Source organism: Ramlibacter sp., assembly GCF_041916345.1.
Lineage (GTDB): Bacteria > Pseudomonadota > Gammaproteobacteria > Burkholderiales > Burkholderiaceae_C > Ramlibacter.
Map to the genome: position 1 here is coordinate 929 of NZ_JAYRZR010000070.1, position 21,895 is coordinate 22,823.

The window sequence follows — 21,895 nt, forward strand, 5'->3', positions numbered from 1 at the left end:
ACACGGCCGGTCACCGCGTGCACGCGCTGGGGTGGCGCTGGCGCTCCACCCCAGCCTACGAGTCACCACGAGTCACCACGAGTCACCACGAGTCACCACGAGTCACCACGAGTCACCACGAGTCACCACGAGTCACCACGAGTCACCACGAGTCACCACGAGGGAGCGCGAGTGACCGTTCATGACGCGCACGCTGTATGCTGGCACCGGCGGGCTTCACCCGCGGAGACGACACATGCATCCGGCCCTCATGGTGGTGACAGGCGTGCTGGCCCTGACGGGCCTGGCCGCGCACGCGCAGACCGCGCAGGCCGTCTTCAAGGACGCGGATCTCGTGCTGGGTGCGCGGCTGATCGCCGAGAACAAGTGCGTCGAGTGCCACGTGCGCAAGGTCGGCGGTGACGGCTCCGCGATCTACAAGCCGCAAGGGCGGATCAACACGCCCGGCTTCCTGCGCGGCATGGTGGAGCAGTGCAACACCGAGCTGAACCTCGGCCTGTTCCCGGAAGACGTGACGGCCATCGCGGCCGTGCTGAACCGCGACCACTACCGGTTCAAGTAGCCGGCTGGCGGCTGTCAGCGCCCCACCCGTGTAAACCCTGTGTCAGATCCATCCGGCAATCTATATATTCGTACATCGTAATATCCAGATAGACGAATTGTGAGCAGCGCGCAAGGGTCGTTCGACGTGTCGGGTCAGGTCTTCGAGCAGGCGGCGGAGCTGTTTGGGCTGATGGCCGCGCCCGCGCGCCTGCGCATCCTGGACGCGCTGACCGGCCGCGAGCTGAACGTGTCGGAACTGCGCACCCGCGTCGGCGGTGGCCAGCCGAGCGTGTCGCAGCACCTGGCGCTGCTGTACCGCTCCGGCCTGCTGGCGCGGCGGCGCGAAGGCGCGCAGGTGTACTACCGGCTGCATGACGATGCCGCGCCGCTGCTGAGCCGCGCGGTCCGCAGCCTGCTGCCGAGCCGCGAAGACGGACCTGAACTGAACGAGAACATCGATTTCCCCAAGGAGATGCAGTGAAACCAGACGAAACCCAGCCCTCCGGCCGCCTGCTGAAGGCGCCGGAGAGCTTCCTGGACCCGACGGGCGTCCGCACCGTCTTTGCCGAGGGCAAGAAGGGCCGGCGTGACTTCATCCGCGGTGCCTTCGCCGCGGCCGCCGCCACCGCCGGCGCGGTCGCCATGCCGGCGCGCGCGCAGCAGCCCGCGGGCGACCCCGCCATCCTGGAACTGCCCGCGCACTCCAAGGGCCTGGGCCAACCCGTGGTGACGGACGGCTACGGCAAGCCCTCGCAGTACGAGCGAAACGTGCAGCGCCGGCAGAGCCCCGGCCTCACGCAGACGACGCAGGCCTCGGTCTCGTTCGCGCCACTGCAGTCGCTGTTCGGCATCGTCACGCCCAGCGGCCTGCACTTCGAGCGGCACCATCAGGGCTGGTGGGACATCGATCCCAGCCAGCACCGCCTGATGCTCAACGGCATGGTGAAGACGCCCAAGGTGTTCACCATGGACGAGATCATGCGTCTGCCCTCGGTCAGCCGCTTCCACTTCATCGAGTGCGGCGCCAACACCGGCATGGAGTGGGGCAACGTGGCCGTGCCCACCTGCCAGTACACCCACGGCATGATCTCCTGCAGCGAGTTCACCGGCGTGCCGCTGATCACCCTGCTGGAGATGGCCGGCGCCGACCTGGTGAACGGCAAGTTCGTGCTCGCCGAGGGGGCCGACGGCTCCTCCATGACGCGCACCATCCCCATGAGCCTGATCCGCTCGGGCGAGGTGCTCGTGGCCTACGGCCAGAACGGCGAGATGCTGCGCCCCGAGCAGGGCTACCCGCTGCGGCTGGTGGTGCCGGGCGTGCAGGGCGTGAGCTGGGTGAAGTACCTGCGCCGCATCGAGGTGGGCGACCAGCCCTACGCCACCAAGGACGAGGCCATCCACTACGTGGATCTCATGCCGGACGGCACGCACCGCCAGTACACCAGCATCCAGGAGGTCAAGAGCGTGGTGACCACGCCCTCCGGCGGCCAGGTGCTGCTGGACCAGGGCTTCTACAACATCACCGGCCTGGCCTGGTCGGGCCGCGGCAAGATCAAGCATGTGGACGTGTCGGTCGACGGCGGCCGCAACTGGCGCCGCGCGCGCCTGCAGGGCCCCGTGATGGACAAGTGCCTCACGCGCTTCCACCTCGACTGGGTGTGGGACGGCAAGCCGGCCATCATCCAGAGCCGCGCGACCGACGACACGGGCCACGTGCAGCCCAACTACCGGCAGCTGCGCGCGGTGCGCGGCTCGCGCTCGATCTATCACAACAACGCCATCCAGTCCTGGCTGGTGCAGGAAAGCGGCGAGGTGCGCAATGTCCAGCTGGGTTGAAAAGAAGGTCCGCGTGATCGGCGCGCTGGCGCTGGGTGCCGCGATGCTGTCGGCGCAGGCTGTGCACGCGCAGGCGCAGCAGGGCCAGCGATTCCCCGGCATCGGCCGCGCCGCGACGCCGGCCGAGGTGGCCGCGTGGGACATCGACGTGCGCCCCGACTTCAAGGGCCTGCCCAAGGGCTCGGGCTCCGTCAACAAGGGCCAGGAGGTGTGGGAGGGCAAATGCGCTTCCTGCCACGGTATCTTCGGTGAATCGAACGAGGTGTTCAGCCCGCTCGTGGGCGGCACCACCGCGAAGGACATCGAGACCGGCCGCGTGGCCAACCTCATGCGGGCCGATTACCCGGGGCGCACCACGCTGATGAAGGTGGCCACCGTCTCCACGCTGTGGGACTACATCAACCGGGCCATGCCCTGGAACGCGCCGAAGTCGCTGACGACCGAAGAGGTCTACGCGGTGACTGCGTTCCTGCTGAACCTGGGCCAGGTCGTGCCGGATGACTTCGTGCTCAGCGATACCAACATCGCCGACGTGCAAAAGCGCATGCCCAACCGCAATGGCTTCACCACCGCGCACGGCATGTGGCCCGGCAAGGAGTTCAAGGGCACCGGCAAGCCGGACGTGAACGGCACCGCCTGCATGAAGGACTGCGCGGTCGAAGCCAAGGTGGCCTCCATGCTGCCGGACTTCGCCCGCAATGCCCATGGCAACCTCGCCGAGCAGAACCGCCTGGTGGGTGCCCAGCACGGCGCCGACACCACCCGGCCGCCCGGGGCCGCGCCAGCCACGGCCAGGCCGGCCGCCGCACCCGCGCCGGCAGCGCCCGCCGCCGGCAAGGCCCCTACCGCGCTGCTGCAGAAGAACACCTGCACCGCCTGCCACGCCCCCGCCGCCAAGCTGGTGGGGCCGAGCTGGGCCGACGTGGCCAAGAAGCACGCCGGCAAGGCCGACTACCTGGCGGACAAGATCAGGAGCGGCGGGCAGGGCGTGTGGGGCAACATCCCCATGCCCCCGCAGACGCTGAGCGCCGAGGAGGCGCGTACCATCGCCAATTGGCTGGCCACTGGGGCAGCTCCCTGATGAGCTGAAGACAGGGATAGTCCGGAGCACCGCTGCGGACCATTCACATTAGCATCCGCTTAACTATTCGATCCACTGGAGAGCATCCATGCAGAACCGACGTGACACCCTCAAGCAGTCCCTGGCCGTGGCCGGCCTGCTGGCGGCCACCGGCCTCTTCCCGCGCGAGGCCTTTGCCTTCAACAAGGCGGCGTTCGACGCCAAGTCCGTGGCGGACGCCGCCAAGGCCTATGGCGCTGGCGCACCCGTTGAAAGCAAGAACGTGACGCTGACCGCGCCCGACATCGCCGAGAACGGCGCCGTGGTGCCGATCGGCGCCGCCACCACCCTGGCCGGTGTCAAGCACCTGCTGCTGATGGTCGAGAAGAACCCCAACGCGCTCGTCGCCAAGTTCGACGTCACCCCCGAGGTGGAGGCCAACTTCTCCACCCGCGCCAAGATGGGCCAGACGTCCGACGTGTACGCCGTGGCCATCACCGCCGACGGCAAGGCCTTCTTCGCGAAGAAGGAAGTCAAGGTCACCCTCGGCGGCTGCGGCGGCTGATCCCGGCGCACGCCCCCTACCCCGAATCAGGAGAGATTGAAATGGCAGATCCGATGCGCATCCGCGCCCAGGCACAGGGCGGCAACGCCGTCGTGCGCGTTCTCATGAGCCACGAGATGGAAACCGGCCAGCGCAAGGACAGCGCGGGCAAGACCATCCCCGCCTGGCACATCACCAACGTCACCGCCAGCCTGAACGGCAAGCCCGTGTTCAGCGCCGAGTGGGGCCCCGCGGTCTCGAAGAACCCGTTCCTGCAGTTCACCATCAAGGGTGCGAAGGCCGGCGACAAGGTGTCCGTCACCTGGAAGGACAACAAGGGCGACACGCGCACCGACGAAGCCACCATCAGCTGAGTCCGCGCGCTTCGCGCCTTCGGCGGGCCTGCGCGTCCCGCCGGGCGACCGGGACCTGCCGGCGCTGCATCGCTTTCACAACGAAGAAGGAAGGCCCATGAGGAAGACAAACACCACCCTGGCGCTTGCCGTGGCCGCACTCGCGGCCTCCGGTACGGCGCTGGCGCAGAAATCGGCCGTCGAGTCGATCGAGGAATACCGCCAGATGCTGGCGGACGGCAACCCGGCGGACCTGTTCGAGGCCAAGGGCGAGGCGCTCTGGAAGCAGAAGCGCGGCCCGAAGAACGCATCGCTCGAACAGTGCGATCTGGGCAAGGGCCCCGGCGTGGTGAAGGGCGCCTTCGTGGAACTGCCGCGCTACTTCGCGGACGTGAACAAGGTGCAGGATCTGGAGACGAGGCTCGTGCACTGCATGGCCACGCTGCAGGGCTTCAACGCCGCCGAGATCGCCAAGACGCCGTTCGGTCGCGGCGAGATGGCCAACGTGACGGCCCTGGCCACCTGGGTCTCGGCCGAGTCCAAGGGCCTGCGCTTCAACCTGCCGCAGGGCCACGAGGCCGAGCGCACCGCCTATGAAGTGGGCAAGCGCATGTTCTTCATGCGGGGCGGCACGCACGACTTCTCGTGCGCCTCCTGCCATGGCGAGGACGGCAAGCGCATCCGCCTGCAGGATCTGCCCAACCTCACCAAGAACCCCGGTGATGGCATCGGCTTCGCAGCCTGGCCCGCCTACCGCGTCTCCAACGGCCAGATGTGGAGCATGCAGCTGCGCCTGAACGACTGCTACCGCCAGCAGCGCTTCCCGTACCCCGAGTTCGGTGCCGACGCGCTGGCCGCGCTGTCCGTCTACCTCGGCGTCAACGCCAAGGGCGCGAAGTCTGCCGCCCCGACCATCAAGCGCTGAAGGAGGCACGAGCATGACGAAAAGAATCACCACGAACTGGAAGCTCCTGGGCGGCGGCCTCGCCGCTGCACTCGTGGCCGCAGGCTGCGCCACCGGCCCTTCGGCGGCGGACCTGGACAAGCTGGCCGACGACATGGTCAAGGCGGCTTTCCGCACCCAGGGCATCGCGAAGGTCGAGCGCGTGACGCAGATCGACGAGACGCTCAAGCTGTGCAACCAGGCCGATGTGGCCGGCAAGCCGCTGGATGCGGCCGTGGCCAAGCGCATCGAGGCCGACAACCTGAAGACCATCAAGTGGCCTTCCGACGGCAAGTTCCTGGGCGACTGGAAGCAGGGTGAGTCGATTGCGCAGAGCGGCCGTGGCATGACCTGGACCGATACCGCGACCACGGTCAACGGTGGCAACTGCTACAACTGCCACCAGATCAGCAAGGAAGAGATCTCGTTCGGCACCATCGGCCCCAGCCTCTACAACTACGGCAAGATCCGCGGCGTGGCGGATCCCAACAGCGCCGCCGCCAAGCCCATCGTGGAATACACCTGGGGCAAGATCTGGAACGCCAAGGCCTACAACGCCTGCTCCAACATGCCCCGCTCGGGCCATATGGGCAACCTGACCGAGCAGCAGATCAAGCACATCATGGCGCTGCTGCTGGACCCGGCTTCGCCCGTGAACAAGTAGTCCCGCACCAGGGCGGGCCGTTCGCGGCCCGCCTTTTTTTGAATTGCAACCATAAGTCAACGCTGATATGAACCTCTCCAAGCGCGAATTCCTGCAGGTCCTGGGCGCGGCCTCGGTGGCCGGCATGGGTCTGGGCCGCTGGTCCGATGCCGACGCGCAGACGGCTGCCGGCGCCCTGTACGACCTGCCGCGCTTCGGCAACGTGTCGTTCCTGCACATGACCGACTGCCACGCGCAGCTCAAACCCATCCACTTCCGCGAGCCGAACGTGAACCTGGGCATCGGATCCATGCAGGGGCAGCTGCCGCACCTGGTGGGCGAGCATCTGCTGAAGGTCGCCAAGGTGCCGGCGGGCAGCGCCGAGGCGCATGCGTTGACCTACCTCGATTTCGAGGCGGCCGCGCGCCGCTACGGCAAGGTGGGCGGCTTCTCGCATCTGGCCACCCTGGTCAAGCGCCTGAAGGCCAGCCGGCCGGGCGCGCTGCTGCTGGACGGCGGCGACACGTGGCAGGGCTCCGGCACCTCGCTGTGGACCAACGGCCAGGACATGGTGGATGCCTGCAAGCTGCTGGGTGTGGACGTGATGACCGGCCACTGGGAATTCACGCTCGGCATGGAGCGCGTGAAGGAGATCGTCGAGAAGGACTTCGCGGGCAAGGTCGACTTCGTCGCGCAGAACATCAAGACCGCCGACTTCGGCGACCCGGTGTTCAAGCCCTACGTGATCCGCGAGATGAACGGCGTGCCGGTCGCCATCATCGGCCAGGCCTTCCCCTACACGCCCATTGCCAACCCGCGCTACATGGTGGCTGACTGGGAGTTCGGCATCCAGGACGCCAACATGCAGAAGATGGTGGACGAGGTGCGCGGCAAGGGCGCGGTCGTCGTGGTCGTCCTCAGTCACAACGGCATGGACGTCGACCTGAAGATGGCCAGCCGCGTGAGCGGCATCGACGCCATCTTCGGCGGCCACACGCACGACGGCATGCCGGTGGCCAGCGTCATCAGCAACAAGGGTGGCAAGACCCTCGTCACCAACGCGGGCAGCAACGGCAAGTTCCTGGGCGTGATGGATTTCGAGGTGAAGGGCAAGCAGGTGACGGACTTCCGCTACCGCCTGCTGCCGGTCTTCGCGAACATGCTGCCGGCGGACGCGGGCATGGAAGCGCTGATCCAGAAGATCCGCGGCCCGTATGAGGCGCGGCTCGCCCAGCAGCTGGCCGTGACCGAGGGCCTGCTGTACCGCCGCGGCAACTTCAACGGCTCGGGCGACCAGCTCCTGCTGGACGCGCTGATGGACGTGCAGGGTGCCGAGATCGCCTTCTCGCCCGGCTTCCGCTGGGGCACCACGCTGCTGCCCGGCCAGCCGATCACGCGCGAGTGGCTGATGGACATGACGGCCACCACCTACTCGTACACCACCGTCACCGCGATGAGCGGCGAGATGATCAAGACGGTGCTGGAGGACGTGGCCGACAACCTGTTCAACCCCGACCCGTACTACCAGCAGGGCGGTGACATGGTGCGCGTGGGCGGCCTGCAGTACACCTGCAACCCCACGGCGGGCGCCGGCAAGCGCATCGAGGACATGCGCCTGGGCGGCAAGCCCATCGAGGCCGGCAAGACCTACAAGGTGGCGGGCTGGGCGCCGGTCTCCGAAGAGGCCGCCAAGGCGAAGACGCGCCCGGTGTGGGAACTGGTGGAAGACTGGTTCAAGGCCAAGGGCGGCAAGGTGGCACCGCGCCAGGTGAACATGCCCAAGATCACGGGCGGCCTTCCCAACCCGGGCTACGCGGCCTGAGGCCGCGGACCGGCGCGCGCCGCTGCCTTCAGGCGGCGCGCGGCGTGGCGGCGGGTGCGGTCCCGCGCTCGGACTGGCGCATCTGCACGCGCAACGCGAGCAGGGCGCCAACGGTGATGCCGGCCGTGGCGAGCAGGGCGCCCGCCGAGAGCAGGGCCAGGCCCGTCACGCCGTTGCCGATGGAGCAACCGACGGCGGTGACGCCGCCGAAGCCCATGAGCACGCCGCCCACCAGGTGCTCCCCCAGTTCACGCGGGCTGCTAAAGCTTTCCAGCCGGAAGTCGCCGCGCAGCTTGGCGGAAGCGAACGCGCCGACGATTACGCCCAGGGCCATCATCACGCCGAAGGTGGCCACGGTGGCCTTGTCCGACCACAGCGTCAGCAGGTCCAGCGTGTGCGCGAGCGGGGCGGAGAAAGTCAGGCCCTCGGGGCGACGCGACTGCGTGCCCAGCCAGGCCGGCTCCAGCGTCTCCGGGTGCTCGGCGAGAAAGCCGATGCGGCCGGTGAGGTAGAAGGCCGCGCCCACCAGCAGGCCGACCACGATGCCGCCGACCCAGTGGCCACGCTCCAGCGAGGCGCGCACCTTCCAGGCATAGGCGACCACCGCCGCCAGCACGGCCAGCGCGATCACCCAGCGCACCGCGCCGGGCGGCAGCGAGACGGCCTTGCCGATCAGCGAGCCCAGGTCCTGCGGGAAGCCCAGGCTCACGCCCCAGGTGTCGAGGAAGCCCACGCGCAGGCCGGAGAAGGCGCCGCGCAGCGTCATGGCGGCCGCAATCGCCAGCACCAGCAGCGTGACGAGTGACTTGAGGTTGCCGCTGCCGGCCTTGACCAGGCTGCGCTGCGGGCATCCGCCGGACAGGATCATCCCGTAGCCGAACAGCAGCCCGCCCACCAGCGCCGACAGCCAGACGAAGCGGTCGCTCCAGGCGATGGTGCGGCTGGCGTCGAACAGGTTGGCCGACAGCATGACCTGGATCACCACCGCGCCAACCGCGATGGACAGCAGCCACGACACCAGCCGCCCCGGGCCGCGGAAGATCACCCAGTCGGCAATGGCGCCCCGCACGCAGAAGCGGGTGGCCTGGCCCACCACGCCCAGCACCAGGCCCAGGAAAAGACCGCCCCAGACGACGAATCGGGTGGCGGCAGCGGGCGTGAGTTCGGCGGGCATGGGGGCGGGAAGGGTCGGGGACAGCCCTCCATTCTAGAAAAAAGGGTGCATGCCTGCCGGGCAGGGCGGCGGAAGGGCCCCGTTACTTCTGCCGCAGCACGTACCGCACGTAGCCATCCGCCTGCGTGAAGCGGTCGTACAGCGCGCGCGCCGCCGCGTTGTCGGCGCGGGTCATCCAGTACAGGCGGGCCCAGCCTTCGGCCCGCATGGCGTTGCGCAGCCACTCGATCAGTTGCGAGGCAATGCCCTTGCCGCGCGCCGCCGGGTCCACGTACAGGTCTTCGAGGTAGCAGAGCGACTCGGTTTCCCAGGTGCCCAGGTGCACCACGCAGTTGGCGAAGCCGACCACTGCGCCGTCGACCTCGGCCACGATGCACATCACCGCCGAATCGGGATCGAGGATGCGCACCCAGGTGCGGCGCGTCACTGCTTCGGGTACGTGGGCGTCGTAGAAGTCGCAGTAGCCCGCCCACAGGCGCCGCCAGGCGGCTTCGTCAGAGGGCAGGGCGGCGCGGATGAGGCAGGGGGCGGCGGGCACCCGAGCATTGTGCATGGGGTGGAATGGGCTTGCGCTACCCCAGCTGCCGCACCAGGAGCACCGCCGCGTGCACCGCGCGCCGCTGCGCGCCGTCGATGATCTGGTGCCGGCAGCTCGTGCCGTCGGCGACGACCACTGCGTCGGGCTCGGCGCGGATGGCGGGCAGCAGCGACAGCTCCGCCATCTGCATCGATACGGCCTGGTGGCTGGCCTCGTAGCCGAAGCTGCCGGCCATGCCGCAGCAACTGGTCTCGATCAGGCGCGGGTTGGCGCCGGGGATGAGCTTCAGTACCTGCAGCACTGGCGAGACGGCGTCGAAGGCCTTCTGGTGGCAATGGCCATGCACCAGCAGCGGCTTGTCCATCGGCTTCAGCCGTGCCTTCAGTGCCTCCAGCCGGCCGGCGCCGGCCTCGCGGGCGAGAAACTCCTCCAGCAGCAGCGCGTGCTTTGCCACCTGTTCGGCCTGCTCGCCGAAGCCCATGGCGGTGAACTCGTCGCGCAGGGTGAGCAGGCACGAGGGTTCCAGGCCCACGATGGCGATGCCGCGGTCCACGAAGGGTTGCAGCGCCGCCAGCAGTTCACCCGCCTTGGCGCGCGCCTCGTCCACCTGGCCGGTGGCCAGGTAGGTGCGGCCGCAGCACAGGGCCTTGCCATCGGCCTGCGCCTTGGCGGCGATGTGCACCGTGTAGCCAGCCGCCTGCAGCACCTGAACGGCCGCGCGGGCGTTCACCGATTCGAAGTAGCCGTTGAAGGTGTCGACGAACAGCACCACCGGCCGGCCGGAGGCCAGAACCTCCTCACGGGTGGCGGTGCGCGCGGGGTCGTTGAAGAAGTGCCGGCGATGCCACTTGGGCAAGCGCCGCGCAGCCGCGAAGCCGGTGAAGCGCTCGCCCACGCCGGCCAGCAGCTGGCTGTGGTTGCGAAGGTTCAGCAGGGGTGCGAAGCGCGCGGCCAGCGGCGCGTAGTCGGGCAGGCGGGCGACCAGCTTGTCCTTCAGCGTCCAGCCGTTCTTGCGCCGGTCTGCCTGGGTGAACTCGATCTTCATGCGCGCCATGTCCACGCCGGTGGGGCAATCCCGCTTGCAGCCCTTGCAGCCGACGCACAGGTCCATGGCTTCGCGCACCGCTTCGCTCGCCAGGCCGTCGGGGCCGAGCTGCCCGCTCAGCGCCAGGCGCAGCGTGTTGGCGCGGCCGCGGGTGAGGTGCTGCTCATCGCGCGTGACGCGGTAGCTCGGGCACATGGTGCCGGCGTCGAACTTGCGGCAGTGCCCGTTGTTGTTGCACATCTCCACCGCCTTGGCGAAGCCGAGCGCGGGGTCACCGCCGGTGCCGGGCGCGGTGGTCTTTTCGGTGGCGGGGTCGTTCTGCACATCCCACGCGCGCCAGTCCAGCGCGGGCACGAGCGGGATCACGCGGTAGCCGGGGTTGAAGCGCATCAGCCGCGTGTCGTCCATCGGCGGCGCATCCACGATGCGCTGCGGGCACAGCAGGCCGGCGGGATCGAACAGGCGCTTCATCTCGCCGAAGGCCTCGTGGATGCGCGGGCCGAACTGCCACTGCACCCATTCGCCGCGGCACAGGCCGTCGCCGTGCTCGCCGCTGTAGGCGCCCTTGTAGCGGCGCACCAGCTCGGAGGCCTCTTCCGCGATGGCGCGCATGCGGGCCGCGCCGTCGCGCCGCATGTCGAGGATGGGCCGCACGTGCAGCGTGCCCACCGATGCATGGGCGTACCACGTGCCCTTGGTGCCATGGCGGCGGAACACCTCGGTCAGCGCCGCGGTGTATTCGGCCAGGTGCTCCAGCGGCACCGCGCAATCTTCAATGAAGCTCACTGGCTTGCCGTCGCCGCGCAGGCTCATCATGATGTTGAGGCCGGCCTTGCGCACCTCCCACAGGGCCTTCTGCGGGCCTTCATCGGGCATGCGCACCACGCTGCCGGGCAGGCCCAGGTCGCCCATCAAGGCCACCAGGTCATCGAGATGGCGAAGCAGCGCCGCGCGGTCGGCGCCAGCGAACTCCACCAGCAGCAGCGCCTCGGGCTCGCCGATCAGCGCCTGCCGCACCGTGGGCGCGAAGGCCGGGTTGCGCAGCGACAGATCGATCATCGTGCGGTCCACCAGCTCCACCGCGGTGAGCGTGCCGTGGCCCAGCTTCACGATGTGCTGCGCGCTGTCCATCGCCTGGTGGAAGCTGCCGAAGTTGATGACGCCCAGCACGCGGGCGCGCGGCAGCTCCGCCAGTTGCAGGGTGAGGCTGCGCGTCACCGCCAGTGTGCCTTCGCTGCCCACCAGCAGGTGCGACAGGTTCACCGCGCCATCGGCGGTGTAGGGGCGAACGCTCTGCGGGTGGAAGACATCCAGGTTGTAGCCGGCCACGCGGCGCAGCACCTTGGGCCAGCGCTGCTCGATCTCCGGCACCAGGCGGCAGGCGAGCTCGCGCACGCGCTCGCCGAGCTGCCGCACGGCGCCGGTGGCGTGGTCGAAGCGGCCGAAGTCATGCAGGATGCCGTCGCTCGTCCACGCGCTCGCGCCCCGCACGTTGTGGACCATGTTGCCGTAGGCGATGCTGCGGCTGCCGCAGGAGTTGTTGCCCGCCATGCCGCCCAGCGTGGCCTGCGCGGCGGTGGACACATCCACCGGGTACCACAGGCCCTGCGCCTTGAGCTGCCCGTTCAGGTGGTCCAGCACCAGGCCCGGCTCCACCGTGGCGGTGCGCGCCTCGGCATCCACCTGCAGCACGCGGCGCAGGTGCTTGGAGAAGTCGATCACCAGCCCTGCGCCCACCGTCTGGCCGCACTGGCTGGTGCCGCCGCCGCGCGGCACGATGGGCACCTTCAGGTCACGGCAGATGTCGATGGCGATGCGCACGTCTTCCACTGCGCGCGGCACCAGCACGCCCACGGGCATGACCTGGTAGATGGAGGCATCGGTGGCGTAGCGGCCGCGGTCGGCGGGGGTGAAGAGCACTTCGCCCTGGGTCTCGGCGGCGAGGCGCTGGGCCAGGCGGCCGGCGACCTCGTTGGAGAGGGCCGAGACCTGCTCGTAGGCAGCGGCGCCGCCGGTGACCTGGATGGGGAGTGGGGCGTTCATGCGGCGCCCTTGGCGGCGGTGCGGCGCAGCTGCTCCAGCACCGCATCCCGCTTGTTGGCCAGGTGGGTGAGCAGCACGTCGCGCATGGCCTTGGCATCCCGTGCCGCGAGGGCGAGGATCATCTGTTCGTGTTCCTTCACGGCGCGCTTCCACTTGGCGCCGTCCTGGTTGGAGCGGAAACGCAGCGCCTGCAGCCTGGCGTTGACCTGGCTGTACACGGCGCCGAGCACCGGGTTCTTGGCGGCCGCGTTGATGGCGGAGTGGATGCGCGAGTTGAGGGCGTAGTAGGCCGACAGGTCGCGCCGGGTGTAGGCGGCCAGCATCTCGAAGTGCATGGCCTGGATCTCGGCGAACTCGTCCTCGGTGATGCGCTGCGCGGCCAGTTCGCCGGACTGTGCCTCCAGGCCGGCCATCACCTCGAAGGTGTTCAGCACGTCCGCCTCGGTGAGGGCCACCGCGATGGCGCCGCGGTTGGGCAGCAGCTCCACCAGGCCCTCGGCGGCCAGCCGCTTGATGGCCTCGCGCAGGGGCGTGCGCGACACGTTCAGCAGTTGCGACAGCTCACGCTCGTTGAGCTTGGCGCCGGGCGTGATCTGGCCTTCCACCAGCATCTGGCGCAGGCGGGAGGCGGCCTGCTCGTGCAGCGCGGCGCGCGGGATGGCAATCACTTCGGCCGTCATGGTGGCATATTGTATGCACTGTTGAAATCGGTCAAGCCACTGGGGGCAAAGCAGTTTTGCTTGACTTCCGTGTTTTGTATGCAAAAAATGCGCGCTCGATTTCCTCCACCGGAACCCCCGTTCCCGCATCGCATGGTCACGCTCGACTTCCACCCCACCGGCCGCCACTTCCTGCAGATCCCGGGCCCCTCGCCCGTGCCGGACCGCATCCTGCGCGCGATGAGCCACCCCACCATCGACCACCGCGGGCCGGAGTTCGGCGTGCTGGGCCTGCGGGTGCTGGCCGGCATGCAGCGCATCTTCCAGACGAAGCAGCCGGTGATGATCTACCCGGCCTCCGGCACCGGCGCCTGGGAGGCCGCGCTGGTCAACACCCTCAGCCCGGGCGACCCCGTGCTGATGTACGAGACCGGCCACTTCGCCAGCCTCTGGAACCGCCTGGCCTCGCGCCTCGGCCTGAAGACCGAGTCGATCGGCCTGCCCGGCACCGAGGGCTGGCGCAAGGGCGTGCAGGCGCACCTGATCGAGGAGCGCCTGAAGGCCGACACCCAGCACGCCATCAAGGCCGTGTGCGTGGTGCACAACGAGACGTCGACCGGCGCCACCAGCAATATCCTCGCCGTGCGCCGCGCCATCGACGCTGCGAAGCACCCCGCGCTGCTGCTGGTCGACAGCATTTCCGGTTTGGCGTCCGCCGAGTACCGGCACGATGAGTGGGGTGTGGACGTCACCGTGAGCGGCTCGCAGAAGGGCCTGATGCTGCCGCCCGGCATCAGCTTCAACGCGGTGTCACCCAAGGCCATCGAGGCCTCGCGCTCGGCGAAGCTGCCGCGCTCGTTCTGGGCCTGGGACGAGATCCTGGAGATGAACAAGACCGGCTACTGGCCGTACACGCCCAACACCAACCTGCTGTACGGCCTGGCGGAGGCCTGCGACATGCTGCTGGACCCCGCGCATGGCGGGCTGGAAGGCACCTTCGCCCGCCACCGCCGCTGGGCCGAGGGTGTGCGCGCGGCGGTGCGGGCCTGGGGCCTGGAGATCCAGGTGACGGAAGCTGCGAGCCAGTCGCCCGTGCTCACCGGCGTGGTCATGCCTGAAGGCGTGGATGCCGATGCGGTGCGCAAGCTGATCTATGAGCGCTTCGATCTCTCGCTGGGCACCGGCCTGGGCAAGATCAAGGGGCGCATGTTCCGCATCGGCCACCTGGGCGACTGCAACGACCTCACGCTGATGGCCGCGCTCTCGGGCTGCGAGATGGGCCTCAAGCTGGCCGGCGTCAAGCTCGCCGGCTCCGGCGTGCAGGCCGCCATGGACTACTTCGCCTCGCATGCCGCGCCGGTGGCGCTGCGGCAGGCCGCCTGACCCGACCTTTCACGACAAACAGGAGACAACCCCATGCAACGCAGAACCTTCACCGCCGGTGTCGCCGCCACGCTCGCTGCTCCCCTGGTGCGCGCACAGGCACTGCCCACCCAGCCGGTGCGCATCATCGTGGGCTTCGCGCCTGGGGGCGGCACCGACATCCTGGCGCGCGTCATCGGCCAGAAGCTCGGCGAGATGTGGAAGACACAGATCATCGTGGAGAACCGGGCCGGCGCATCGGGCACCATCGCCGCCGACTTCGTGGCCAAGCAGCCCGGCGACGGCACGGTGCTGCACATGGCGCACATCAACAGCCACGCCATCGTGCCGGGCCTGCAGAAGCTGAACTACGACGCCGAGAAGGACTTCCAGCCCATCGCCATGGTGGGCGTCACGCCCAACCTGCTGATCTGCAACGAGTCGCAGCCCGCCAAGACGGTGAAGGACATCGTGGAGCTGTGCAAGAAGAACCCGGGCAAGGTGAGCTTCGGCTCCGCAGGCAACGGGTCGGCCCAGCATCTGGCGCTGGAGATGTTCATGCTGCAGGCCGGCGTGAAGGCGATCCACGTGCCCTACAAGGGCTCCGGCCCGATGCTGACGGACCTGATCGGCGGCACGGTGCAGTACAGCTTCGACACCATGACGGCCGCCACGCCCCATGTGAAGAGCGGCAAGGCGATTCCGATTGCGCAGACGCGGCAGGCGCGCGCCAAGTCGTACCCCAACGTGCCCACGATGGCCGAGTCGGGCTTCCCCGGCTTCGAGGCCACCACCTGGTATGGCCTGGTCGGCCCCGGCAAGATGCCGGTGGCACTGGCCAAGCGCATGAACGAAGACGTGAACAAGGCCCTGCAGATGCCCGACGTGATCGAGCGTCTCGTCGCCTCCGGCGCGGAAGATGGCGGTGGCAGCACCGAGAAGTTCGCCGAGTTCATGAAGGTGGACCTGGCCAAGTGGGCCAAGGTGATCAAGGAAGCCGGCGTGAAGGTGGAGATCTGAGCGACGCCCCCTCACGCATGACGCAGCGACCGCTTCCCCTCTCGGGCGTCCGCGTCCTCGACATCTCGCAGGTCATGGCGGGCCCTTACGCCTGCATGCTGCTCGGTGACCTGGGCGCCGACGTGATCAAGATCGAGCCGCCGGGCACCGGGGACCAGACGCGCGGCGCCATGGGCTTCAAGATGAAGGGCGCCGATTCGCTCGGCTTCCTCAACATGAACCGCAACAAGCGCAGCGTGACGCTGGACCTCAAGACCGAGGCCGGCCGCGAGGTGCTGCTCACGCTGGCGAAGGACGCCGACATCCTGGTGGAGAACTACCGGCCTGGCGCGCTGCGCCGCATGGGCCTGGGCTACGAGGACGTGAAGGCCGTCAACCCGCGCCTCGTCTACACCAGCATCTCGGGCTTCGGGCAGAGCGGCCCCTGGGCGGACCGACCGGGCTTCGACCTGATGGCCCAGGCCATGAGCGGCGTGATGAGTGTGACGGGCTACCCCGATTCGCCGCCGGTGAAGTGCGGCGTGCCGGTGGCCGACATCGGCTGCGCGCTGTTCGCGGTCTATGCCACGCTGGCCGCCTACATCGGCGCGAAGAACTCGGGGCAGGGCCAGTATGTGGATGCGGCGCTGTTCGACGCCGCCATGGCCTTCTCGGTCTGGGACATCTGCGACTACTGGGGCACGGGCAAGCCGCCCGAGCCGCTGGGCACCTCCAACAAGATGACGGCGCCCTACCAGGCCATGGCCTGCAGCGACGGCTATTTCGTGATGGGCGCCAACAACCAGAAGCTGTGGACGCAACTGTGCCGCCTGATGCACCGTGAGGAGCTGCTGGAAGATCCGCGCTTCACCACCATCGCACTGCGCCTCGCGAATCGGCAGGCGCTGCAGGACGAGCTGGAGAAGACCTTCCGCACGAACACGAAGGAGCATTGGGTCGAGACGCTGCTGGCCAACGGCCTGCCCGCCGGCCCGATCCTGAGCTACCCGGAGGCCTTCGACAGCGAACACGCCCGCGTGCGTGGCATGCGCATGGCGATCGGCCATCCAGTGGAGGGCACCGCGCCCAGCATCGGCTTTGCGGTCAAGCTTTCGGGCACGCCGCAGCAGGTGCGCCGTCATCCGCCGCTGCTGGGCGAGCACACCGAGGAGGTGCTGGCCGAGCTGGGCCTGGACGCCGCGGCGCGCGAGCGGCTGCGCGCCGGCGGCGCCTTTGGCTCGTGAGCGCCGGCATGACGACGACACCCGCCGCCGAAGGGGCTGTGCATCTGCGCATCGAAGGCGCCATCGCGAGCATCACCTTTGACCGCCCGCAGGCGCGCAATGCGCTCACCTGGTCCATGTACGAGCAGTTGCAGGCGCACTGCGAGCGCCTGCGCGACGACGCGTCGGTGCGCGTGGTGCGCTTCCAGGGCGCAGGGCCGGATGCCTTCGTGGCCGGCACCGACATCGCGCAGTTCCAGGCCTTCGCGAGCGGCGACGACGGCGTGGCCTACGAGCGGCGCATCGATGCGGCCATGGCCTTGCTGGAGTCGTTGCCCATGCCCTGCGTGGCGGTGGTGCGCGGCTGGTGCGTGGGGGGTGGTCTGGCCATCGCCACAGCTTGCGACTTCCGCGTTGCCGCACCCGATGCGAAGTTCGGCGTGCCGATCGCGCGCACGCTGGGCAACTGCCTCTCGGCAGCCAACGTGGCGCGGCTCGTCGCGGCCTTCGGCCGCCCGCGGGCGGAGCGCCTGCTGCTGCTCGCAGACCTGATCGGCGCCGACGAGGCGCATGCCTGCGGCTACGTGACTGAAGTCGCTGCGCCCGAGGCGCTGGATGCGGTGGCGGATCGGCTGTGCCAGCGGCTCGCGTCCCTGGCGCCGGTGACGCAGCAGGTCGGCAAGGCCACGCTCAACCGGCTGCTGCAGCGCGACCTGCCGGACGCCGAGGATCTGATCCGCCGCTGCTACGGCAGCGAGGACTTCCGCGAAGGCGTGAACGCCTTCGTGGGCAAGCGTGCGCCGGTCTGGCGCGGTCGCTGAAGCTCAGACGCGGCCAGCAGTTCAGCCTTCCGCGAGGCGCAGGCCCAGGCCGCGCAGTCCGGCCTGCCCGTCCGGTGTGATGCGTACCACGCGGCTGTGCTTGCGCCGCTCGATCCAGCGCCGGGCCAGCAGTTCATGCGCCAGCGCGGCCCCGAGCGCGCCACCCAGGTGATCGCGGCGCTCCGACCAGTCGAGGCATCGGCACGCGAAGAGGCGACGTCGCGCCGCGGCAGCCTCCACATCCACGCCCAGGCGGGCCATGGCGCGTTCGCCGCTGGGGGTGAGCTCCAGCTGGCCGGCGGCCGCCTCATCGTCACGCAGCCAGCGCTTCTGCAGGGCCAGATCGAGCAGGCCCGTGCCCAGCGCGCCGGCGAGGTGGTCGTAGCAGAAGCGGGCGTGCCGCTCGGGATCCGCCGGCGTGCCGGCCGACGCCACTGCGGCGCGGCGCGGCGCTACCCGCATCAGGCCCTCGACCAGCCGCGCCACTTCATCGGTGGCGAAGCGGAAGTACTTGTGCCGGCCCTGGCTGGCGCAGGCGAGCAGGCCGTCCTCCTCCAGCCGCTTCAGGTGGCTGCTGGCCGTGGCGGGCTCGATGCCCGCGCCCAGCGCGAGTTCCTTCGCGGTGAGCGCGCGGCCCTCCATCAGCAGCGCCAGCATGCGCACGCGGCTCGCATCACCGATGGTGGCCGCGATGCGCTCGATGTCCGATTCAGCATCCATGCTTCGATGGTAACCAAACCATTGTTGCTCGACAAATGGAGCGGCCGGCGCGGACACTTGCCGGCATGGACGAACCCCGCGACATCCTGCACGCTGCGCGCCACCCCAGCCCTTACGCCTGGTACGACCGGCTCCGCGCAGGCCCGCCTGTGCAGCGGGAGGCCGCGAGCGGGCTGTGGATCGTCTGCGGCCCGCGGGCGGTGAGGGCGGCGCTGCGGCATCCTGCGTTGCGGGTGCGACCCCAGGACGAGCCGGTGCCGAAGGTGTTGCTGCACACCGCAGCTGGCGACTCGTTCGCTGGCCTGGCCCGGATGAACGACGGCGACACGCACGCTGCGTTGCGCCTGCATGTCGAGCACCCCATGGCCCGTTGGACCGCCGATTCGATCGACCAGGCGGCGCGGCGCGCGGCGCTGGATCTGGCGCCGCGAACCGATGCGGATGCCTGGATCCACGCGGTCCCGGCCCAGGCGGTGGCGCGGCTGCTGCGCGTGCCTGATGCCCGGCTCGACACCATGGTGGCGGACGTTCAGGCCTTCGTGCGTGGCATCGCTCCGGGGGCTTCAGGTCAAGATGCCGCTGAGGCCTCGGAAGCCGCGAGTCGATTGCGGGCCGCCATGGGTGCGACGGCGCTGAGCATGGCCGCAGTGGCGAACCGCATCGCGCTGATGCAGCAGGCGGTCGACGCCACCGCAGGCCTGCTGGGCAACACGCTGGTGCGTCTGCATGCGCCGCCGGACGCAGCCGTGACGGACCTGGCCGCCCTGGTGGCCGATGTCGCGCAGCATGACCCCGCCATCCACCACACGCGTCGATGGGCCGCGCAGCCGCTCACACTGGGCGGCGCGTCCCTAGCGGCGGGGGATGCTGTCGTCATCCTCCTGGCTGGCACGGCGCCGTTCGGCGCCGGCCCGCATGCCTGCCCGGGTGAAGCGCTGTCGCTTCGCATCGCCACGGCGGCGCTGCAGGCCTTGCAGGGCATGGACAGGCTGGGCTCTTTCGCGGGGCCGGCGCGAGGCTGGCGGCCGCTGGCGAACGCACGGATTCCGGTGTTCGCGGCGTGAGCGGGCAGGCGGGTTGCCCGCCCCCGATCAGCTCGTCAGACCCTTGTAGAACATGTAGGCGGCCAGCAGGTAGAGGATGCTGGCGAACACGCGCTTCAACTTGCTGACCGGCAAGGCGTGTGCGGCGCGCGCCCCCAGCGGGGCCGTGAACACGCTGCACAGCGCGATCACCGCCAGGGCCGGCAGCCAGATGTAGCCGAAGGAGCCGCCAGGCAGGTTCTGCACGCCCTGGCCCGCGATCACGTAGCCGGTGACGTTGGCCACGGCAATCGGGAAGCCGAGCGCGGCCGACGTGGCCACGGCATTGTGGATGGCCACGTTGCACCAGGTCATGAAGGGCACGCTGATGAAGCCGCCGCCAGCGCCCACCAGGCCCGAGAGGAAGCCGATCACGCCGCCGGCGGCGAGCTGGCCGCCCGTGCCGGGCATCTGGCGCGTGGGCTTGGGCTTCTTGTCCAGGAACATCTGCGTGGCCGAGAAGCTGACGAAGGCGCCGAAGAACACCGCCAGCCAGCTGCCCTTGAGCAGGGCGAACACACCGAGGCTGCTGACGATGCTGCCCAGCACGATGCCCGGTGACAGTCGCTTCACGATGTCCCAGCGGACCGCGCCGCGCTTGTGGTGCGCGCGCACGCTGGAGACGGAGGTGAAGATGATGGTGGCCATGGAGGTGGCGATGGCCATCTTCACCGCCAGGTCGGGCCCGACGCCGCGGCCGGAGAGGATGATGGTGATGAACGGCACCATCAGCATGCCGCCGCCGATGCCCAGCAGTCCGGCCAGAAAGCCTGTGCCCATGCCGAGCAGGGCGAGTTCGATGATGAGGGCGGGAGACAGGAGAGACATGGGCGGGACGGTGACCGTCGGGCGAAACTGCGGCAGCGCGTGGGGATTGTCGCAGGCGCGGGCGACCCGCGCGGGCGCAGTGCGGGTGAAGCACCTTTGCGTGCAGATGTGCAAAGCCCCGTGGTGCACGGGCCACCACGGGGCTTGCGGAAGAGGTGTCTGCAATGCCACCGGACCGGCAGCCTGAACCGGGGTTCAGGTGGGCCAGGTCAACCTGGCGTTGGGTTCATCTGACGCGAGACGATCACGCTCACCAGGTGATGTTCCAAGCCCGTGCTCGATGAGCATTGGTTCAAGGACATATAAGGTCCGGCACGCCTTGCAGACGAGTGCATTGTAGGCGCGGTGCGCGGGTCTTGCAGCTTGCGCTGCATCAACCACGGCGCGACTAGAGGAGATGGCCGTCGCCGCCGAGCGCCTGGTCGAGCCGGCCGATGAGCGCGGCCAGGCGCGGATCGGTCTCGATGGGGACGCTGCCGCCAGCGGGCGCATCGGCCGACGGCTCGGAAGCGGCGGCGGGCAGGGCCGCGGCGGAGCGATCCGGCACGTCGAAAGCGAGGTTCAGCGCCGCCAGCACCGCGATGCGATCCCGCGCCTTCACCTTGCCCGCATCGCGGATGCGGCACATGGCGCTGTCGACACGTTCCACCGCTTCGAGCATGCGCTGTTCACCGCCCTCGGGGCAGCCGAGCCGGTAGCTCTGGCCCATGATCTGCACTTCGATCTGCTTCATGCGGGGGTGTTCAGATCCGGCAGGCGTTCCAGCAGGGCATCGACCCGGGAGCGCGCGGCGGAGAGGCGGGACTTGAGCGAATCACGCTCCTGCGTGAGCAGTTCCACTTGCTCGGCCAGCAGCGCGTTGGTGCGCTGCAGTTCCTCGTGGCGCACCAGCAGGCGCTCGACGCGTTCGACGAGGAGGTCGATCTGGGAGCCGCTGGCCATGCCGGGATTGTAGGCGGCCGGTCAGAAAAACGCCCTAGAATCAAGGCGTTGGTGCTCGCGGTGTGGTTCGCATGCCGCAGTTCAACGGGAAGCAGGACGAGCGCGCCGCCCAGGTGGCGCATCCAACCTGCGCTGCCCCCGCAACGGTAAGCGGCCGGGGTGGCGGAACTGCGGTTCCGCCGTCCCAACGCCCGTCCACGACAGCCACTGGGCGCGCCTGAAACAGCGCGCCTGGGAAGGCGACGGTGCGTTTGCCCGCCAGCCCGGATACCGGCCAACACGGTGGCCGTGCCCGCGAGGGTGCGGCCGTGTCGCCCAGGACCTGCGGGGAAGCAGGTGCAGGGCACGCATCGTTTCGCTTCCATCATGTTTCCAAGACCTCTGCGTCCCCGCGCGGCCCTGTTGCCGCTGGCCGTGGCCGCCGCCTTTCCGTCCCTCGCGCAGACGCGCGCCACCCTGCCCGAGACCGTGGTCACCGCCACGCGCCAGGCCACCCGCGCCGATGCGCTGGTGAGCGACGTGCAGATCATCGACCGCGCCGCGATCGAGGCCTCCACCGCGCGCACGCTGCCCGAGCTGCTGGCGCGCAACGCCGGCCTGCAGATGTCCGCCAATGGCGGGCGGGGCAAGCTCTCCAACGTGTTCATCCGCGGCGCGGAGAACCGCCACACCATCCTGCTGGTGGATGGCGTGCGCATCGGCTCGGCCACCGCCG

At 69.3% G+C, this 21,895-nt stretch carries 23 protein-coding genes and 1 riboswitch; of the genes, 15 read left to right on the forward strand and 8 right to left on the reverse strand.

Annotated elements, in window-relative coordinates; all coding sequences use genetic code 11:
• Window positions 1-235: 235 nt before the first annotated feature.
• The 9 genes from ACE3T5_RS16055 to soxB all read left to right on the forward strand — a co-directional run bounded on the left by ACE3T5_RS16055 (window position 236) and on the right by soxB (window position 7,744).
• Window positions 236-562, forward strand: a complete 327-nt coding sequence (locus tag ACE3T5_RS16055; RefSeq protein WP_374669089.1) for a hypothetical protein — start codon at window positions 236-238, stop codon at window positions 560-562.
• A gap of 99 nt (window positions 563-661) precedes the next feature.
• Complete coding sequence (locus tag ACE3T5_RS16060; RefSeq protein ID WP_374669090.1) at window positions 662-1,024, forward strand: ArsR/SmtB family transcription factor; 363 nt, start codon at window positions 662-664, stop codon at window positions 1,022-1,024.
• A complete protein-coding gene (gene soxC / locus ACE3T5_RS16065) occupies window positions 1,021-2,379 on the forward strand; it encodes a sulfite dehydrogenase (RefSeq protein ID WP_374669091.1) in 1,359 nt (452 codons plus the stop codon). Before ACE3T5_RS16060 ends, soxC begins: the two co-directional genes overlap by 4 nt.
• The gene (locus ACE3T5_RS16070; RefSeq protein ID WP_374669092.1) at window positions 2,363-3,460 is read left to right on the forward strand and encodes a c-type cytochrome; all 1,098 of its coding nucleotides are present in this window, start codon (window positions 2,363-2,365) and stop codon (window positions 3,458-3,460) included. The genes soxC and ACE3T5_RS16070 overlap by 17 nt, the downstream gene beginning before the upstream one ends.
• An 88-nt stretch (window positions 3,461-3,548) precedes the next feature.
• The gene (soxY, locus tag ACE3T5_RS16075; RefSeq protein WP_374669093.1) at window positions 3,549-4,004 is read left to right on the forward strand and encodes a thiosulfate oxidation carrier protein SoxY; all 456 of its coding nucleotides are present in this window, start codon (window positions 3,549-3,551) and stop codon (window positions 4,002-4,004) included.
• Between the two features lie 41 nt (window positions 4,005-4,045).
• Window positions 4,046-4,357, forward strand: a complete 312-nt coding sequence (gene soxZ, locus ACE3T5_RS16080) for a thiosulfate oxidation carrier complex protein SoxZ (RefSeq protein WP_374669094.1) — start codon at window positions 4,046-4,048, stop codon at window positions 4,355-4,357.
• A gap of 97 nt (window positions 4,358-4,454) precedes the next feature.
• Window positions 4,455-5,261 (forward strand): sulfur oxidation c-type cytochrome SoxA, encoded by an 807-nt coding sequence (gene soxA, locus ACE3T5_RS16085; RefSeq protein WP_374669095.1) that lies wholly within the window; start codon window positions 4,455-4,457, stop codon window positions 5,259-5,261.
• A gap of 13 nt (window positions 5,262-5,274) precedes the next feature.
• The gene (gene soxX, locus ACE3T5_RS16090) at window positions 5,275-5,943 is read left to right on the forward strand and encodes a sulfur oxidation c-type cytochrome SoxX (protein WP_374669096.1); all 669 of its coding nucleotides are present in this window, start codon (window positions 5,275-5,277) and stop codon (window positions 5,941-5,943) included.
• 67 nt (window positions 5,944-6,010) lie between these two features.
• Complete coding sequence (gene soxB, locus ACE3T5_RS16095) at window positions 6,011-7,744, forward strand: thiosulfohydrolase SoxB (protein WP_374669097.1); 1,734 nt, start codon at window positions 6,011-6,013, stop codon at window positions 7,742-7,744.
• A 28-nt stretch (window positions 7,745-7,772) separates the two neighbouring features.
• On the opposite strand, the gene ACE3T5_RS16100 is transcribed toward soxB, so the two are convergent.
• The 4 genes from ACE3T5_RS16100 to ACE3T5_RS16115 all read right to left on the reverse strand — a co-directional run bounded on the left by ACE3T5_RS16100 (window position 7,773) and on the right by ACE3T5_RS16115 (window position 13,224).
• Window positions 7,773-8,918 carry a YeeE/YedE family protein gene (locus ACE3T5_RS16100; protein ID WP_374669098.1) on the reverse strand — a complete coding sequence of 382 codons (1,146 nt, stop codon included), beginning with the start codon at window positions 8,916-8,918 and terminating at the stop codon, window positions 7,773-7,775.
• Between the two features lie 82 nt (window positions 8,919-9,000).
• On the reverse strand, window positions 9,001-9,456 hold the full coding sequence (locus ACE3T5_RS16105; RefSeq protein WP_374669099.1) for an N-acetyltransferase family protein: 456 nt from the start codon (window positions 9,454-9,456) through the stop codon (window positions 9,001-9,003).
• A 34-nt stretch (window positions 9,457-9,490) separates the two neighbouring features.
• Window positions 9,491-12,544, reverse strand: coding sequence for an FAD-binding and (Fe-S)-binding domain-containing protein (locus ACE3T5_RS16110; protein ID WP_374669101.1), 3,054 nt, complete (start codon window positions 12,542-12,544; stop codon window positions 9,491-9,493).
• Window positions 12,541-13,224 carry a GntR family transcriptional regulator gene (locus ACE3T5_RS16115; protein WP_374669102.1) on the reverse strand — a complete coding sequence of 228 codons (684 nt, stop codon included), beginning with the start codon at window positions 13,222-13,224 and terminating at the stop codon, window positions 12,541-12,543. The genes ACE3T5_RS16110 and ACE3T5_RS16115 overlap by 4 nt, the downstream gene beginning before the upstream one ends.
• Window positions 13,225-13,356: 132 nt before the next feature.
• Here ACE3T5_RS16115 and ACE3T5_RS16120 point away from each other — a divergent pair, with 132 nt between their 5' ends.
• The 4 genes from ACE3T5_RS16120 to ACE3T5_RS16135 are packed head-to-tail and all read left to right on the forward strand — an operon-like array spanning window position 13,357 to window position 17,608.
• Complete coding sequence (locus tag ACE3T5_RS16120; RefSeq protein ID WP_374669103.1) at window positions 13,357-14,586, forward strand: alanine--glyoxylate aminotransferase family protein; 1,230 nt, start codon at window positions 13,357-13,359, stop codon at window positions 14,584-14,586.
• Between the two features lie 33 nt (window positions 14,587-14,619).
• The gene (locus ACE3T5_RS16125; protein WP_374669104.1) at window positions 14,620-15,585 is read left to right on the forward strand and encodes a Bug family tripartite tricarboxylate transporter substrate binding protein; all 966 of its coding nucleotides are present in this window, start codon (window positions 14,620-14,622) and stop codon (window positions 15,583-15,585) included.
• 17 nt (window positions 15,586-15,602) lie between these two features.
• The gene (locus ACE3T5_RS16130) at window positions 15,603-16,808 is read left to right on the forward strand and encodes a CaiB/BaiF CoA transferase family protein (protein ID WP_374669105.1); all 1,206 of its coding nucleotides are present in this window, start codon (window positions 15,603-15,605) and stop codon (window positions 16,806-16,808) included.
• A gap of 8 nt (window positions 16,809-16,816) precedes the next feature.
• A complete protein-coding gene (locus ACE3T5_RS16135) occupies window positions 16,817-17,608 on the forward strand; it encodes an enoyl-CoA hydratase/isomerase family protein (protein ID WP_374669107.1) in 792 nt (263 codons plus the stop codon).
• 21 nt (window positions 17,609-17,629) lie between these two features.
• On the opposite strand, the gene ACE3T5_RS16140 is transcribed toward ACE3T5_RS16135, so the two are convergent.
• Window positions 17,630-18,328, reverse strand: a complete 699-nt coding sequence (locus tag ACE3T5_RS16140) for an ArsR/SmtB family transcription factor (protein ID WP_374669108.1) — start codon at window positions 18,326-18,328, stop codon at window positions 17,630-17,632.
• A 65-nt stretch (window positions 18,329-18,393) separates the two neighbouring features.
• Here ACE3T5_RS16140 and ACE3T5_RS16145 point away from each other — a divergent pair, with 65 nt between their 5' ends.
• Window positions 18,394-19,392 carry a hypothetical protein gene (locus ACE3T5_RS16145; RefSeq protein ID WP_374669109.1) on the forward strand — a complete coding sequence of 333 codons (999 nt, stop codon included), beginning with the start codon at window positions 18,394-18,396 and terminating at the stop codon, window positions 19,390-19,392.
• A 27-nt stretch (window positions 19,393-19,419) separates the two neighbouring features.
• Here the strand turns inward: ACE3T5_RS16145 and ACE3T5_RS16150 are convergent, their stop codons facing one another.
• From ACE3T5_RS16150 to zapB, 3 genes are all read right to left on the reverse strand, one after another.
• Entirely contained in the window at window positions 19,420-20,238 is an 819-nt protein-coding gene (locus ACE3T5_RS16150) for a sulfite exporter TauE/SafE family protein (RefSeq protein WP_374669110.1), read from the reverse strand.
• A gap of 388 nt (window positions 20,239-20,626) precedes the next feature.
• Window positions 20,627-20,971, reverse strand: a complete 345-nt coding sequence (locus tag ACE3T5_RS16155) for a cell division protein ZapA (protein ID WP_374669111.1) — start codon at window positions 20,969-20,971, stop codon at window positions 20,627-20,629.
• Window positions 20,968-21,180, reverse strand: a complete 213-nt coding sequence (gene zapB / locus ACE3T5_RS16160) for a cell division protein ZapB (protein WP_374668703.1) — start codon at window positions 21,178-21,180, stop codon at window positions 20,968-20,970. Before zapB ends, ACE3T5_RS16155 begins: the two co-directional genes overlap by 4 nt.
• 32 nt (window positions 21,181-21,212) lie before the next feature.
• Window positions 21,213-21,474: riboswitch (cobalamin riboswitch) on the forward strand.
• Between the two features lie 72 nt (window positions 21,475-21,546).
• On the opposite strand from zapB, the gene ACE3T5_RS16165 reads away from it, so the two are divergent.
• Window positions 21,547-21,895: TonB-dependent receptor (locus tag ACE3T5_RS16165; protein ID WP_374669112.1), on the forward strand; the 349-nt coding region annotated here is incomplete at its 3' end.

Bases quoted from the DNA above. Each gene is read 5' to 3' on its own strand.
- ACE3T5_RS16055 (WP_374669089.1), top strand. From the start codon at position 236: ATGCATCCGGCCCTCATGGTGGTGACAGGCGTGCTGGCCCTGACGGGC.
- ACE3T5_RS16070 (WP_374669092.1), top strand. From the start codon at position 2,363: ATGTCCAGCTGGGTTGAAAAGAAGGTCCGCGTGATCGGCGCGCTGGCG.
- soxY (WP_374669093.1), top strand. From the start codon at position 3,549: ATGCAGAACCGACGTGACACCCTCAAGCAGTCCCTGGCCGTGGCCGGC.
- soxZ (WP_374669094.1), top strand. From the start codon at position 4,046: ATGGCAGATCCGATGCGCATCCGCGCCCAGGCACAGGGCGGCAACGCC.
- soxA (WP_374669095.1), top strand. From the start codon at position 4,455: ATGAGGAAGACAAACACCACCCTGGCGCTTGCCGTGGCCGCACTCGCG.
- soxX (WP_374669096.1), top strand. From the start codon at position 5,275: ATGACGAAAAGAATCACCACGAACTGGAAGCTCCTGGGCGGCGGCCTC.
- soxB (WP_374669097.1), top strand. From the start codon at position 6,011: ATGAACCTCTCCAAGCGCGAATTCCTGCAGGTCCTGGGCGCGGCCTCG.
- ACE3T5_RS16100 (WP_374669098.1), bottom strand. From the start codon at position 8,918: ATGCCCGCCGAACTCACGCCCGCTGCCGCCACCCGATTCGTCGTCTGG.
- ACE3T5_RS16110 (WP_374669101.1), bottom strand. From the start codon at position 12,544: ATGAACGCCCCACTCCCCATCCAGGTCACCGGCGGCGCCGCTGCCTAC.
- ACE3T5_RS16115 (WP_374669102.1), bottom strand. From the start codon at position 13,224: ATGACGGCCGAAGTGATTGCCATCCCGCGCGCCGCGCTGCACGAGCAG.
- ACE3T5_RS16120 (WP_374669103.1), top strand. From the start codon at position 13,357: ATGGTCACGCTCGACTTCCACCCCACCGGCCGCCACTTCCTGCAGATC.
- ACE3T5_RS16125 (WP_374669104.1), top strand. From the start codon at position 14,620: ATGCAACGCAGAACCTTCACCGCCGGTGTCGCCGCCACGCTCGCTGCT.
- ACE3T5_RS16130 (WP_374669105.1), top strand. From the start codon at position 15,603: ATGACGCAGCGACCGCTTCCCCTCTCGGGCGTCCGCGTCCTCGACATC.
- ACE3T5_RS16135 (WP_374669107.1), top strand. From the start codon at position 16,817: ATGACGACGACACCCGCCGCCGAAGGGGCTGTGCATCTGCGCATCGAA.
- ACE3T5_RS16140 (WP_374669108.1), bottom strand. From the start codon at position 18,328: ATGGATGCTGAATCGGACATCGAGCGCATCGCGGCCACCATCGGTGAT.
- ACE3T5_RS16145 (WP_374669109.1), top strand. From the start codon at position 18,394: ATGGACGAACCCCGCGACATCCTGCACGCTGCGCGCCACCCCAGCCCT.
- ACE3T5_RS16150 (WP_374669110.1), bottom strand. From the start codon at position 20,238: ATGTCTCTCCTGTCTCCCGCCCTCATCATCGAACTCGCCCTGCTCGGC.
- ACE3T5_RS16155 (WP_374669111.1), bottom strand. From the start codon at position 20,971: ATGAAGCAGATCGAAGTGCAGATCATGGGCCAGAGCTACCGGCTCGGC.
- zapB (WP_374668703.1), bottom strand. From the start codon at position 21,180: ATGGCCAGCGGCTCCCAGATCGACCTCCTCGTCGAACGCGTCGAGCGC.